The following is a 14157-nucleotide window of genomic DNA, read 5'->3' as shown; positions in this document are numbered from 1 at the left end:
ACTAAAATCTTGATAGAATATTTATATTAAATCCTTGTCAAAACAGGGGTTTTTTATTGAAAGGATTTTATCATGTCAAAGAAACTCAATCGTAAAAAACAATTACGAAATAGCCTCCGTCGTGCAGGTGCTTTTTCAAGTACTGTGACTAAGGTTGTAGAAGAGACAAAAAAAGTCGTAAAACGTGCAGAACAGTCAGCAAGCGAAGCTGGTAAGGCTGTTTCTAAAAAAGTTGAACAAGCAGTAGAAGCTACCAAAGAGCAAGCTCAAAAAGTAGCCAATTCTGTAGAAGATTTTGCAGCAAACTTGGGTGGACTTCCACTTGATCGTGCCAAAACTTTCTATGATGAAGGGATCAAGTCTGCTTCAGATTTCAAAAACTGGACTGAAAAAGAACTCCTTGCCTTGAAAGGAATCGGCCCAGCTACTATTAAGAAATTGAAAGAAAATGGCATCAAGTTCAAGTAATTTTTCTTGTTCCTTGCATTTCCGAAAAAATCTTGCTACAATAGAGCCATTAGAGGTGTTTTGAATCCCACATTTTACAGAAAGTGGCGGAGCTGAGAAGTCCACAAATGTGTCAAAACTGGTTGCTAATGGATGAAAAATTGAAATAAAAGTGTCTTTTGCTTTTAAAGACGAGAGTTGCGGGCTCTGCCCGAAATTGGGTGGTACCGCGGATAAACACATTCGTCCCTGTCATGTAGATGGCAGGGGCATTTTTTTATGGAAAGCGAGGTAGAAGGATGACAAGAGTAGAGTTGCCAGAAAGAATCGAAACAGAACGTCTCGTTTTACGAGTCCGTACTGTGGCGGATGCTGAGGATATCCATGCTTACGCCAGTCTCCCAGAAGTCTCTTACCCAGCTGGCTTTCTACCCGTCAAGACCTTGGAAGATGAGATTTACTATCTGGAGCATATCCTTCCAGAACGCAATCAAAAGGAAAATCTCCCATCTGGCTATGGGATTGTCGTCAAAGGAACCGATAAAGTCATTGGTTCTGTTGACTTCAACCACCGCCATGCGGATGATGTGCTAGAGCTTGGCTATACCTTGCATCCAGACTATTGGGGTCGAGGCTACGTACCAGAAGCAGTGCGTACTTTGATTGACTTAGGATTTAAAGAACTGGGGCTTCATAAGATTGAGCTGACTTGCCTTGGTTACAATCTCCAAAGTCAACGAGTTGCAGAGAAGCTTGGATTTACCCTCGAAGCTCGCATAAGGGATAGAAAAGATGTCCAAGGGAACCGCTGTGATGATTTGAGATATGGCTTGCTGAGGAGTGAGTGGGAGGTGAATTGATGCATCTTTTCATCATTGGTGCTCCGGCTTCTGGGAAAATGACCATTGGTCAAGAACTGTCTCGACTGACGGATGCTACCCTCTTTTATAACCATCAAGCCATCGATTTTGCACTAGAAATCTATCAGGATTATACAGAGGAGATGTGGGAATTTGTTCGTGGAATGACCTTTTCTTTCCTTGGAGCAAGTGCAAGAAATCAGCGATCAGTAATTTTAACTGACGTAATTGATTTTTCAAATCAGTACCAGCTGATGTATTTAAAGCAAATTCAGGATTTATTGGATAACTTTCATCAAGAGATTCTGTTTGTTGAATTGGAAACAAGTCTTGAAGAGCGTTTACGTCGAAATCGAACGGAGAACCGATTGAAGCACAAGCCCTTGAAACGGCATATTGAGATATCTGAAAGAGAAATTTTAGAGACCACTGAAACTCTTCAATTAAATTCTAAAATCCAACCGAATGAGCTACACCACTACCTTAAAATAAATAATACAAATTTGTCTGCAGAAGAAGCTGCTAAGCAAATTCAAAATAAAATGAACAAAATAGAGAAAGGACAAACACATGTCTAAAGAACTTTCACCTAAATACAATCCAGCCGAGGTTGAGGCTGGTCGTTACAAAAAATGGCTTGATGCTGATGTTTTCAAACCTTCAGGTGATCAAAAGGCGAAGCCTTATTCAATCGTGATTCCACCACCAAACGTAACTGGTAAGCTTCACCTTGGTCACGCTTGGGATACAACTTTGCAGGATATCATCATCCGTCAGAAACGCATGCAAGGTTTTGATACGCTTTGGCTTCCTGGCATGGACCACGCGGGGATTGCGACTCAGGCTAAGGTTGAGGAGCGCTTGCGTGGCGAAGGAATTACGCGTTATGACCTAGGTCGTGAAAAATTCTTGGAAAAAGTCTGGGAGTGGAAAGATGAATACGCAACGACCATCAAGGAACAATGGGGCAAGATGGGTCTTTCTGTAGACTACTCTCGCGAGCGTTTCACTCTTGACGAAGGTCTGTCAAAAGCAGTTCGCAAGGTCTTTGTGGACCTTTACAAGAAAGGCTGGATTTATCGTGGTGAGTTTATCATCAACTGGGACCCAGCTGCTCGCACAGCCCTTTCTGATATTGAAGTTATCCACAAGGATGTCGAAGGTGCCTTCTACCATATGAACTACATGCTGGAAGATGGCTCACGCGCCCTTGAAGTTGCCACAACTCGTCCTGAGACTATGTTTGGGGACGTTGCCGTTGCGGTCAATCCAGAAGACCCACGCTACAAGGACTTGATCGGTAAAAACGTCATCCTTCCAATCGCTAATAAATTGATCCCAATCGTTGGGGATGAGCACGCAGACCCTGAGTTTGGTACAGGTGTCGTGAAAATCACGCCTGCCCACGATCCAAACGACTTCTTGGTTGGTCAACGCCACAACTTGCCACAAGTTAACGTCATGAACGACGACGGAACTATGAACGACTTGGCCTTCGAATTTGCAGGGATGGACCGTTTTGAAGCTCGTAAAGCAGTCGTTGCTAAGCTGGAAGAAATCGGTGCCCTCGTTAAAATCGAAAAACGTGTCCACAGTGTTGGTCACTCAGAGCGTACAGGTGTTGTGGTTGAGCCACGCTTGTCTACTCAATGGTTCGTTAAGATGGACCAATTGGCTAAGAATGCCATTGCCAATCAAGACACAGACGACAAGGTAGAATTCTACCCGCCACGTTTCAACGATACCTTCCTCCAATGGATGGAAAATGTCCACGACTGGGTCATCTCTCGTCAGCTCTGGTGGGGGCACCAAATCCCTGCTTGGTACAATGCTGAGGGTGAAATATATGTCGGCGAAGAAGCTCCAGAAGGTGACGGTTGGACTCAGGACGAAGACGTCTTGGATACGTGGTTCAGTTCGGCTCTTTGGCCATTCTCTACCATGGGCTGGCCGGATGTCGACTCAGAAGACTTTAAACGTTATTATCCAACATCAACTTTGGTGACTGGTTATGATATTATCCCGTTCTGGGTATCTCGGATGATTTTCCAAGGTTTGGAATTTACTGGAAAGTCGCCATTCAAAAATGCCTTGATTCATGGTCTCATTCGTGATGAGCAAGGACGCAAGATGTCGAAATCTCTGGGTAACGGGATTGATCCAATGGATGTTATTGATAAGTACGGAACAGATAGCCTTCGTTGGTTCCTTTCAAACGGTTCTGCACCAGGGCAAGACGTGCGCTTCTCTTACGAGAAAATGGATGCTTCATGGAACTTCATTAACAAGATCTGGAATATCTCTCGCTACATCCTCATGAATAATGAAGGTTTGACCCTTGAGCAAGCAACTGCCAATGTGGAAAAAGTTGTTAATAAGGAAGCTGGAAATGTCACAGACCGCTGGATTCTCCACAACCTCAATGAAACGATCGGAAAAGCAACTGCTAACTTTGATAAGTTTGAGTTTGGTGTTGCTGGTCACATCCTCTACAACTTCATCTGGGATGAGTTTGCGGACTGGTACGTTGAGTTGACCAAGGAAGTCCTTTATAGCGACAACGAAGAAGAGAAAGTTATCACACGTTCTGTTCTCCTTTACACCTTGGACAAGATCCTTCGTCTCCTTCACCCAATCATGCCATTTGTGACAGAGGAAATCTTCGGACAAATCTCAGAAGGCTCTATCGTTACAGCTGCTTACCCAACTGTTAATCCAGCCTTTGAAGACCTCGCTGCTCACACTGGTGTAGAAAGCCTTAAAGACTTGATCCGTACTGTTCGTAATGCGCGTGCAGAAGTAAACGTTGCACCAAGCAAGCCGATCACTATCCTTGTTAAGACAAGCGATAGCGACTTGGAAACTTTCTTTAACAGCAATGTCAACTACATCAAACGCTTCACAAATCCAGAGCACTTGGAAATTGCCTCAACCATCCCTGCCCCTGAACTCGCCATGTCAAGCGTCATCACAGGAGCAGAAATCTACCTGCCACTGGCAGACCTCCTCAATGTCGAAGAAGAACTGGCTCGTCTCGATAAAGAACTGGCTAAATGGCAAAAAGAACTGGACATGGTCGGCAAGAAGCTCTCTAACGAACGCTTCGTAGCCAATGCCAAACCAGAAGTCGTCCAAAAAGAACGCGACAAACAAGCCGACTACCAAGCTAAATACGACGCGACTGTAGCACGTATTGATGAGATGAAGAAGTTGGTGAAATAAACTATAAACCTCGGCAATTTGCTGGGGTTTTTGGTACAATGGAAAATGAGAATATTTTTTGAAAAAGGGTAAGAAATGATAGAAGTTGTAGATTTATTTTCTGGTGCTGGAGGATTGACTTTTGGCTTTCAGAAGACAATTAAAAATAATAAATTTGTTTCCAGAAATGACTTTAACATTAGATTTGCAAATGAATTCAATCATGATGCAGCAGAAGCTTTCAGACAAAATTATCCTAGAGTTACTATGATTGAGGAAGACATTGCTAATATAGATGAACAATTTTTAAAATCCAAAGGAATCAGTTCAAAAAGAGTTGATATAGTTATTGGTGGCCCACCTTGTCAGTCCTTTAGTACGGTTGGCAAGAGACAGTATGATAAGAGAGCAAAAATGTATCGTGAATATAGAAGGATACTTTCATTTATCCAACCTAAAATGTTTGTTTTTGAAAATGTTTATGGTTTGCTAACCATGAAAAACGAGCAAAATGGCCCAATTATTCGAAATGTAAAAGAAAGTTTTAAAGATTTATCTAGCTTTGGAGATGTTCATGGATATAGCGTTTATACAGAATTACTTAATGCTAAGGATTACGGTGTTCCACAAAATAGAGAACGCGTCTTTTTGATTGGTGTAAGAAATGATTTAAATATTGAGTTTGAATGGAGTTTTCCAGAAAAGTGTACTTCTGAAAATCCCTTCAATTTAAGAGATGCTATTGGAGATTTACCTAGTTTAGGAAATAATGACAGAGCGGACCAATATGTGCAAGATCCACAAACAGATTATCAAATTTTAATGAGAGGTAATCAAGAACAATTATTTAATCATGTAAGTCGTAATCATGGACAAAGATTGCAGAAAATTATGGCTGCACTTAAGGAAGGACAAGGTAAGAATGATATAAATAGAATGGTAGAAGATGGATTGTTAGATAGAGCACTTTATTTAACCTCAGGATATAGTAATACTTACGGTAGATTGTGGTGGGATAGACCTTCAACGACCATAACAAACAATTTATCAACACCATCTTCCTTACGGTGCATTCATCCCAGTCAAAATAGAGCTTTGACTGCAAGGGAAGGTGCAAGAATACAGTCTTTTCCAGATAATTATAAGTTTGTCGGAGGTCTACAAGCAATTAATACCCAGATTGGTAATGCTGTTCCTCCTATTTTGAGTATTCATCTGGCTAATAGAATAAAGAAATTTTTCGAGGAAAATAAATTATAAAGGCGTTTAATTATGATAGAAACTAACAGTATCCCATTTAACTTCTCTTATTTTGCTTTGAACTTGTTAGGAAAGCAAATGTATACTAATAACTGGAGTGCAATATCTGAATTAATAGCTAATGGTTTAGATGCTGGTGCAACAAATGTTAAGCTCTATATAGAATCTATTGATAAATCGAAATCAACCTTAGAAATTTTAGATAATGGTAGTGGAATGAGCTATGTTGATTTATCTACTAAATACGCATTGATTGGGAGAAACAGACGCTTATCGAAAGAAGAGTCATCTGAGAAGACAAAGGGAAGAAAAGGTATAGGAAAATTAGCAACGTTATTTTTGTCAAAAAAATATTATATAGTTTCTAAAAAAGGAGGAATTGAAACAGCGTGGATGCTAGACTCTACAAACGCATCTGATAGTGATATTCCTGAATTAATTCGTGTTGATATTAATGATGTGTCTATTGAAAATAAAAGTGTTTGGGATTCATTCGAATCAGGAACTTTAATAAAATCAGTTGGAGTTGATTTGACTGGATTTGCAGAGGGAAAGTTGGATTCTTTGAAGATGACTTTAGCTAACTATTATTTGTTAAACAATATTGGTGCAGTTATCGAAGTGGCTTACAAGACTAAATCAAAACAGAAGATAGAATTTTCAAAAGTTTCTAAAATAATTGGATTTAAAAATTTGTATGCTTTTTTTCAAACTTCTGATGGTATCGTTGAAAACGAATTGTTAAATGACTCAGTGAAAATAAACGCAGATTTAAAGGAAGTATCCAACAAGTTACGTCAGGTAAAGAAATTAAGTCCATCAGACGTTACTAAAATAAATTTGAAAGGAAAGAGAAATTTTTTAACTATACACGGAATAACCAAAGAGTTTGATTATGAATTGACTGGTTGGATAGGAATTCATAGTACAATTATTATGACGGAAGCATCTGAAAATACAAAAGATGATCCCACTAATAGATTTATAAGGAATGATGTTTACAAGGCTAATCAGCTAAGACTTTATGTCAGAGATAAATTAGCAGTATCAAATTTTATGCCGCAGTTAAATAACACACAAGCCTTCAGTAACTATATTGAAGGGGAAATCTCATTTGATATTTTAGATAATGATTGTTTGGAAGATATTTCAACTTCAAATCGTGAAGGATTATCAGGAAATGATGAAAGAATAACTTTATTGATTGAGTTGCTAAAACCAATTGTCAATAAGTTGATAAATGAGCGTGTTAATATTGGTACTGTAGTTCGTAAGGAAGTTGAAAAGATTAGACAAGAAGAGAAGGAGAAAATAGAAAGAAAAGAACAACTTGCAGAGGAAAAAAGAAAGCAAGCAGAAGAAAATAAAAAAATTGCAGAACAGCAACGTCAGGAGGCTGAGTTAGCTAGAAAATTGGCAGAGACAAAACAGAAAGAAGCAGAAATAGCTAGAGACGTAGCAGAGGAGGAAAGTAAAAGAAAGGATGTTTTAATTGGAAGCAATAATTCTGCGCAACAAAATTTGTTGGCTCATGAATTAACTGGAGTGTATAAAAACATAGATTCAGTAAATAAAAAAATTGTTGCAGATTTTAAATCGACAGATGATTTTGAACGAGTGAGCGAGTATGTTGTTAGTCTAAAAAAATCTTCTGGAAAATTATTTACAATAAAAAATCAAGTACTCAAATTAAATACTTCTGAAGTAAAAGGAAGGAAATACATTAATGTCAAAAGTTATATAAAGAGTTACTTAAACAGTCTTTCTTATAAAAATTTAGAGATTATAATTGATTTTTCAAATAATCCTCATACTTCCAGAGTACATATTTTTGATTTAGGTATGATACTAGATAATTTTATTATAAATGCTATGGATCAACTAGCAGATAAAATTATATTTAAATTCATCGATGAAGAAAATAAATTAGTTATATCTTCTAATAAGCCATTATCTTCTGAAATAGTCAATAAGGACGATATTTTTAGATTAGGATTTACTACTAAAGAGAATGGAACAGGAGTTGGGATGTATATAATTAAACAAACTTGTAAAAAATTTAAATGGGAAATTAATGTGGTTTCAAATACGGAAGAAACAAGCTTTATAATTGAATTAGGTGATAATTAGAAAATGCGTAGAGATATTAGTATTATTTGGTTAGAAGATGAGATGGAAGATGCTTTTCACGATTATTTAAAAATAGTAAAAAAAGCTATAGAAGATAAAGGTTATCAATTATTAGGAGATAATTGTCATTTATGTGAAAGTATTGGAGATGCCAGAAAAGTTTTGGATGATACTTCTAAAAGAATCGATTTCTTTATATCCGATTTTAATTTAGGAGAAGAATATGAGAATGGTATTGATAATGGTATTGAATTTTTAAACGATGTAAGAAGTCGAGAAAAATATAAGCAATTTTTTATTCTTTATTCAAAAAATTATGATGAGATAAAGGAGACAGTAATAACAAAAATTAATGAGGAAGATAATCTAGGATTATTAAATAATACTATGATTATCAACTTATCCTCTCCCAGCGATGAAGTAATTGAACGTGAATTTCAGAAAGCCATTGAAATTAGTCTATCAAAGTGGGATGAACTAAATGCTCTTAGAGGAGAGTATATGAGTGAAAATGCTGAGATAGAATATGAGTTAAAAAAAATATTAAATGTTGACTTAACAGATTCTAGAAATTATAAATCTCTCTATAGAGATTTTAAAAATAATCATCTTAGTAAACGTGATATAACCCACAACACATCATTATTAAATGATTGGATGCAAATGATAGATAAACGTAATTCATTAGCTCATTCTAAAGAAGAATTTAATGATGTAAAAGGCTATGTAATATCAAACATCGATGATAAAAGTATACAAATTGTAGAAGAGAAAATTAACGAAGAGAGAAAATCATTGATACATCTATCAGAACAAGTGAAAGCATTAATAAGAGCAAAACCAAAAAGAATAATCAATAACAAACATTGATGATGAAAGTACCTAATTGTATAAGAGGAAATTGTTGATAAATCCACAGGAGTAAGTAAAAACATAGGGACAAAAAGATATTTTAATATCCAATAAAAAGATAAAATACAATTATTTACAATTATCAAAATACTACTAATATAACTAACATTTTAGAAAGCAGCTTACTACACAACAAACCCTCTACGTTAGAACCGACCTGATAAGTACAACATTGCAGCATTCTCCTCAGGTGTTGGGGGAATTGAGTTTGGATTTGAACAGACCAACGAGTTCAGAGTGGTGTATACCAATGAATTTGATAAGTATGTGCGCAAGATTTATTCGTTTAATCAAACCATTCGTCCAACGGACATTTCAGATGAGTGCATGGAATCTTGAATACAACTTTTTCATTATGTCTCTTCATAGCACTTATTGTGAAGGATTTTTATAATTTACGCCAATTCCATACCCATTTCACCATTTACCGATGACACAGAAAAACAATTGAAAGGAACTTTCTATGCAACCAACTTACAACATTGACAACCCAAACTTGTCTTATGAAGCTAAACGTGATTTATGGCGGATAGGTTTTGGTCTGCAGAAAGTTGACAATCTAGTGCCATCAGCTTATATGGAATCTTTGGCTGAGAAACAGGCTCGGGGTGAACTGACTTATGAGCAGGTTTATGAGGATGCAACGGCTTATCACCATACTATTGATGCAAGTACGGAAGAGGCAGACTTGGTTTCTCTACGTATTGTAGAACTATTGTCTCGAAGAGGCTTTAGCTTCAGTCCTGCGACCTTACTTGCTATTCATAAGGAGTTGTTTCAAGATATATTTGAACCCTCTATTCCGGTGGGGCAATTTCGTCAGACCAATATCACAAAGAATGAACCTGTTTTGAATGGTGAAAGTGTTGTGTACTCTGATTACTCCATGATTCAAATGACCTTGGATTATGATTTTAATCAGGAAAAACAAGTTGCATATGCGACACTAACTCAGGCGGGTATAGTAAAACAAATCCAGCATTTTATTTCAGGAATCTGGCAGATTCATCCATTTCGCGAAGGAAACACTCGGACGGTAACGGTCTTTTTGATTCAGTATCTTCGTGAGTTTGGTTTTGATATTGATAATACACCGTTTCAGCAACATGCCAAGTATTTTCGTAATGCCTTGGTATTAGATAATGCAAAGATTTTACAGCGACGTCCTGAGTTTTTAACAGCTTTTTTTGAAAATCTCTTGCTTGGTGGTCAAAATGATTTGTCTTCAGAAAAAATGTATCTAGATTTAGACCTCGATTTTTCATAATCCTCATACTGAGTAAACATTGAATTTTAGACAAAAATGAAGTAAATATTTTCACAAGAAAACGTATATCATCAAAGTTTAGGTCGCTTGATAATATGTGTTTTTTTAATTTTATAGATTGCTCGTTTAAACTCTATTTATCTCGTACTTTCAGTGCTATTTGGATTTTATTTTCGTGTACAACTTCAGCTATTCTTGTTATAATCAGCCTATAGGAATCAAGGAGGTGATTGTTATGGCTGTTTTTGTGTCTTTGGATGGAATTGTGGTAGAAGTACTTGATGTCTTTTCTTCTTTTAATGGGGATAGTGAGTTTTTCTTGTGTAAACGTCTTAAAGACAAGAGTCAGTTTGTTATGGAACGCTCTCGGTTCGAGGAGATGTTCCAACTTCAAAGTAGTCACTTGACGACGCAAGAAAAATTACAATTGTTTACCTCCGTATTTGCTGGCCGTTATGATGTTTATGCTAAGAGTTTTATCAATGATCAAGGGAAAATTCAATATTTTCCATCCTATGATTATGGTTGGAAGCAGTTGCCACCTGAAAAACGGAGTTTCCAGACATTGACGGATTCCGTTTTGAAATCTCATTTTCGTGGGGAGACAGCTATCGGTATCTTTCCTATGCACTTAGATGATAGCTGTTATTTTTTGGTACTGGATTTGGATGAAAGAGATTGGAAAGAAGCCGGTTTAGCCATTCGAAGAATAGCCAGGGAACGCCAGATGGAAGCCCATCTAGAGATTTCTCGTTCGGGTCACGGACTCCATATTTGGTTCTTCTTTGAAGAAGCGATTCCGAGTCGAGAGGCTCGCTTGTTTGGAAAGAAACTGTTAGAACTGGCAATGCAGGAAAGTATGCAACTGTCCTTTGATTCTTTTGATCGCATGTTTCCAAATCAGGATGTTCTTCCTAAAGGTGGATTTGGTAATTTGATTGCCCTTCCTTTTCAAGGAGAAGCTTATCATCAAGGACGAACGGTCTTTGTGGATGAACATTTTCAGCCTTATGAAGACCAATGGAGGTATCTACAAGAAATTCAGAAGGTTTCAACTGCTAAAGTGGCACTGTTAATCCAAGAGGAGTTAGGTAAGCAAGAATTGGACAAGGAGTTGCAGTTCGTCTTATCTAATACTATCCAACTTGAAAAATCGTCTGTGACACCCAAGACACTGTTTTTCTTGAAAAATATGGCTTCATTTTCTAATCCCGAATTTTATTTAAAGCAGGCTATGCGACAGCCAACCTATCAAATTCCTGAGCGAATGTATTTATTTGGAGAATCTGATCATTATTTATGGTTGCCAAGAGGCTTGCTGTATCCATTGCAAGATAAATTTAAGCAGGTATCTGTGGAAGATAGGAGAAAGGTACAAAGGTCTATTAGAGTGGAATTTAAGGGAGAACTCACTTTTGAGCAAGAGTTAGCCCTGTCAGATATGATTTCCAAAGAAAATGGTTTACTCCATGCGGAGACTGGTTTTGGGAAGACCGTTTTAGGTGCTGCTCTCATCTCTGAACGGAAGACCAAAACAATTATCCTAGTTCATAATAGGCAACTCTTAGACCAATGGTTGGATCGTTTAAACCATTTTTTGACTTTCGAAGAGGAAGAAGCTACCCGTTATACGGCATCAGGCCGTGAAAAGGTAATAGGCTATGTCGGGCAGTACGGTGGGACTAAGAAATGGCTGAGTGAACTGGTTGATGTCGTTATGATCCAATCTCTATTTAAGTTGGAAAATAGTCAAAGTCTTTTGGATAAGTATGAGATGATGATTGTGGATGAGTGTCATCACGTGTCTGCTTTGATGTTTGAAAAAGTTGTGGCACAGTTTAGAGGGAAGTATCTTTACGGTTTGACGGCTACGCCTGAACGTAAGAATGGTCATGAACCTATTGTTTTTCAGAGAATTGGTGAGATACTTCATACTGCTGGTAAGAGGGAGACATCTTTTGCACGGCAATTGCAATTAAGATTCACTTCTTTTGGTCATCTGGAAATTGAAAAGACTAAAGCAAGTAATTTCATACAGCTTAGTGATTGGATTGCTACTGACTCAGCGAGGAATCAGATGATTCTCAAGGATATTCTAGACCAAGTGGCAGAAGGTCGGAATATTTTGGTTCTAGTCAATCGAATTCAACAGATAGATGTCTTTGAAAAATTATTGAAAGAGAAAGAGGTTGATGATTTTTATATTATTAGTGGCAAAACCAAAGCCCGAGAGAGAATAAGTTTACTGGAGGTATTAGAACAGCTAGATAAAGGGTTTGTATTGTTGTCAACTGGAAAATACATTGGCGAAGGTTTTGACTTGCCTCAGCTAGACACGCTTATCTTGGCAGCGCCCTTTTCTTGGAAAAATAATTTGATTCAGTATGCAGGTCGGATTCATAGAAACTACAAGGATAAGTCTTTGGTGCGGATTTTCGATTATGTGGATATTCATGTTCCTTATTTAGAAAAGATGTTTCAGAAACGACAAGTAGCTTATCGAAAGATGGATTATTGTGTCATTGAGGGTGAGGAGAAACAATTCGTTTATGTTGATAGTAGATATGAGAATGTGCTGAGAGAGGACTTGGCAGGGGAAAGACAGGAGTGTATGCTTATTTTACCTTATGTGCACCAGACAAAACTGATGAATTTTCTAAAAGAATTTAGGATTAGTCAAATTGAGATATGTATACCAGAGACTGTTGCAAACAAATCCTGGCTATACCAGTTGAAGAGCAAGAAGATTAAAGTATCTTTTACTCAATCAAAAATAGTCACGCCTATTCTTTTGGTAAACAAGACCATTGTTTGGTATGGTGCAATGCCATTATTAGGGAAGGTAGATGAAATGACCATATTACGTTTGGAATCAGCTAATATAGTTTCTGAACTAGTGGCAGGTTTACGATAGAGAAAATTTTTAAAAATTTCTATGTATGTTTTCCAGTTGAAAGAACGAGAAGTCTTGACAGGCCAACGGCTCAATGAACTGGAAATCAACGGTATTCGTTTGACTAAGTTTAAAAATGGAGAAATCGGTATTGAATTCATCTGGATTGATATTGAAAATCCACCTAGTGATGCCATCGGATGGGTAGCAAAGAAATAAAAGTCAGTTTTAGACTAATTTCCACTTCGGTTAGGCAAGTGGAAGTTACTGTGAGAAGTTACCCAGTTCAAATCAACTAACTTTCTTCCCCTTAACCTTTGACTATTCCGCAAAATTATCGTAAAATAAAGAGTAAATGATAAAATGAGGTCAGAGTCTGTTTGCTCTGACGATAGTAGTATAAATGAGGAGAAACGCTTTGGAATTAGAAGTATTTGCTGGGCAAGAAAAAAGTGAACTATCTATGATTGAGGTAGCGCGTGCTATCTTGGAACTTCGTGGTCGCGACCATGAGATGCATTTTAGCGATCTTGTAAACGAAATTCAAAACTACCTTGGAACATCAAACAGCGATATCCGCGAAGCTTTGCCTTTGTTCTACACAGAGTTGAACTTTGACGGTAGCTTCATCTCACTTGGAGATAACAAATGGGGTCTTCGTTCATGGTATGGCGTAGACGAAATCGACGAAGAAATCATCGCTCTTGAAGAAAATGACGACGATGAAGTAGCACCAAAAGCTAAGAAAAAACGTGTTAATGCCTTCATGGATGGTGATTCAGATGCCATTGACTACAATGCGGATGATCCAGAAGACGAAGATGCATACGAAGCGGATCCAGCTCTTTCATACGATGATGAAAATCCAGATGATGAGAAAAATGAAGTGGAAGCTTATGATGCAGAAATCAACGAGATTGCCCCTGATGACTTGGGTGAAGACGTGGATCTCAATGAAGAAGATGACGAGTTTTCAGACGATGATTCTGAAAACATCGAGGAATAAAAGTTAGCTATTGACAATTATCCTATTTTTAGGTATCATATTGTTCGGGCACCTCTTTTAGAGGTCGGGGCTCCCTAGTTCTTAGGGAGCTATTTTTGTTTTTTCAAGAAGTTATCTTCTTGTATTTTGGTTGTGAATCTGGTGCAGTCGTCCCAGATTATTCTTATTAATAGGGTCTTGT

Annotated in this window: 11 protein-coding genes and 1 pseudogene; all 12 read left to right on the top strand. The window is 37.5% G+C overall.

Annotated elements, in window-relative coordinates; translation table 11 throughout:
• The first annotated feature begins 72 nt into the window (after positions 1-72).
• The 12 genes and pseudogenes from ACORHU_RS08385 to rpoE all read left to right on the top strand — a co-directional run bounded on the left by ACORHU_RS08385 (position 73) and on the right by rpoE (position 13976).
• A complete protein-coding gene (locus tag ACORHU_RS08385) occupies positions 73-468 on the top strand; it encodes a helix-hairpin-helix domain-containing protein (RefSeq protein ID WP_000038631.1) in 396 nt (131 codons plus the stop codon).
• A 278-nt stretch (positions 469-746) separates the two neighbouring features.
• Positions 747-1307 (top strand): GNAT family N-acetyltransferase, encoded by a 561-nt coding sequence (locus tag ACORHU_RS08380; protein WP_434364300.1) that lies wholly within the window; start codon positions 747-749, stop codon positions 1305-1307.
• Positions 1307-1885 (top strand): AAA family ATPase, encoded by a 579-nt coding sequence (locus ACORHU_RS08375; protein WP_049533717.1) that lies wholly within the window; start codon positions 1307-1309, stop codon positions 1883-1885. Before ACORHU_RS08380 ends, ACORHU_RS08375 begins: the two co-directional genes overlap by 1 nt.
• Entirely contained in the window at positions 1878-4529 is a 2652-nt protein-coding gene (locus ACORHU_RS08370; RefSeq protein WP_434364299.1) for a valine--tRNA ligase, read from the top strand. The genes ACORHU_RS08375 and ACORHU_RS08370 overlap by 8 nt, the downstream gene beginning before the upstream one ends.
• Before the next feature lie 75 nt (positions 4530-4604).
• Complete coding sequence (locus tag ACORHU_RS08365) at positions 4605-5768, top strand: DNA cytosine methyltransferase (RefSeq protein ID WP_125416383.1); 1164 nt, start codon at positions 4605-4607, stop codon at positions 5766-5768.
• 12 nt (positions 5769-5780) lie between these two features.
• The gene (locus ACORHU_RS08360) at positions 5781-7898 is read left to right on the top strand and encodes an ATP-binding protein (protein ID WP_414339570.1); all 2118 of its coding nucleotides are present in this window, start codon (positions 5781-5783) and stop codon (positions 7896-7898) included.
• 3 nt (positions 7899-7901) lie between these two features.
• Positions 7902-8768 carry a hypothetical protein gene (locus ACORHU_RS08355; RefSeq protein ID WP_140833448.1) on the top strand — a complete coding sequence of 289 codons (867 nt, stop codon included), beginning with the start codon at positions 7902-7904 and terminating at the stop codon, positions 8766-8768.
• A 213-nt stretch (positions 8769-8981) separates the two neighbouring features.
• Positions 8982-9101, top strand: a pseudogene (locus ACORHU_RS08350) (DNA cytosine methyltransferase); the annotation flags it as partial.
• A 172-nt stretch (positions 9102-9273) separates the two neighbouring features.
• Positions 9274-10077 (top strand): Fic family protein, encoded by an 804-nt coding sequence (locus tag ACORHU_RS08345; RefSeq protein WP_434364298.1) that lies wholly within the window; start codon positions 9274-9276, stop codon positions 10075-10077.
• 235 nt (positions 10078-10312) lie between these two features.
• Positions 10313-12991 carry a TOTE conflict system archaeo-eukaryotic primase domain-containing protein gene (locus tag ACORHU_RS08340; RefSeq protein WP_414339574.1) on the top strand — a complete coding sequence of 893 codons (2679 nt, stop codon included), beginning with the start codon at positions 10313-10315 and terminating at the stop codon, positions 12989-12991.
• A 36-nt stretch (positions 12992-13027) separates the two neighbouring features.
• Positions 13028-13189 (top strand): hypothetical protein, encoded by a 162-nt coding sequence (locus ACORHU_RS08335; RefSeq protein ID WP_000664345.1) that lies wholly within the window; start codon positions 13028-13030, stop codon positions 13187-13189.
• Between the two features lie 199 nt (positions 13190-13388).
• Complete coding sequence (gene rpoE, locus ACORHU_RS08330) at positions 13389-13976, top strand: DNA-directed RNA polymerase subunit delta (RefSeq protein ID WP_031227756.1); 588 nt, start codon at positions 13389-13391, stop codon at positions 13974-13976.
• Positions 13977-14157 lie beyond the last annotated feature (181 nt).

The organism is Streptococcus sp. KHUD_015, from assembly GCF_051106265.1.
Taxonomy (GTDB): domain Bacteria; phylum Bacillota; class Bacilli; order Lactobacillales; family Streptococcaceae; genus Streptococcus.
The sequence above is the reverse complement of the archived record's forward strand: the minus strand, read 5'-3'. Positions and strand labels throughout refer to the sequence as shown.

What these genes read in the sequence shown, in the direction of transcription:
- ACORHU_RS08385 (WP_000038631.1), top strand. Translation starts at nt 73, where the DNA reads ATGTCAAAGAAACTCAATCGTAAAAAACAATTACGAAATAGCCTCCGT.
- ACORHU_RS08380 (WP_434364300.1), top strand. Translation starts at nt 747, where the DNA reads ATGACAAGAGTAGAGTTGCCAGAAAGAATCGAAACAGAACGTCTCGTT.
- ACORHU_RS08375 (WP_049533717.1), top strand. Translation starts at nt 1,307, where the DNA reads ATGCATCTTTTCATCATTGGTGCTCCGGCTTCTGGGAAAATGACCATT.
- ACORHU_RS08370 (WP_434364299.1), top strand. Translation starts at nt 1,878, where the DNA reads ATGTCTAAAGAACTTTCACCTAAATACAATCCAGCCGAGGTTGAGGCT.
- ACORHU_RS08365 (WP_125416383.1), top strand. Translation starts at nt 4,605, where the DNA reads ATGATAGAAGTTGTAGATTTATTTTCTGGTGCTGGAGGATTGACTTTT.
- ACORHU_RS08360 (WP_414339570.1), top strand. Translation starts at nt 5,781, where the DNA reads ATGATAGAAACTAACAGTATCCCATTTAACTTCTCTTATTTTGCTTTG.
- ACORHU_RS08355 (WP_140833448.1), top strand. Translation starts at nt 7,902, where the DNA reads ATGCGTAGAGATATTAGTATTATTTGGTTAGAAGATGAGATGGAAGAT.
- ACORHU_RS08345 (WP_434364298.1), top strand. Translation starts at nt 9,274, where the DNA reads ATGCAACCAACTTACAACATTGACAACCCAAACTTGTCTTATGAAGCT.
- ACORHU_RS08340 (WP_414339574.1), top strand. Translation starts at nt 10,313, where the DNA reads ATGGCTGTTTTTGTGTCTTTGGATGGAATTGTGGTAGAAGTACTTGAT.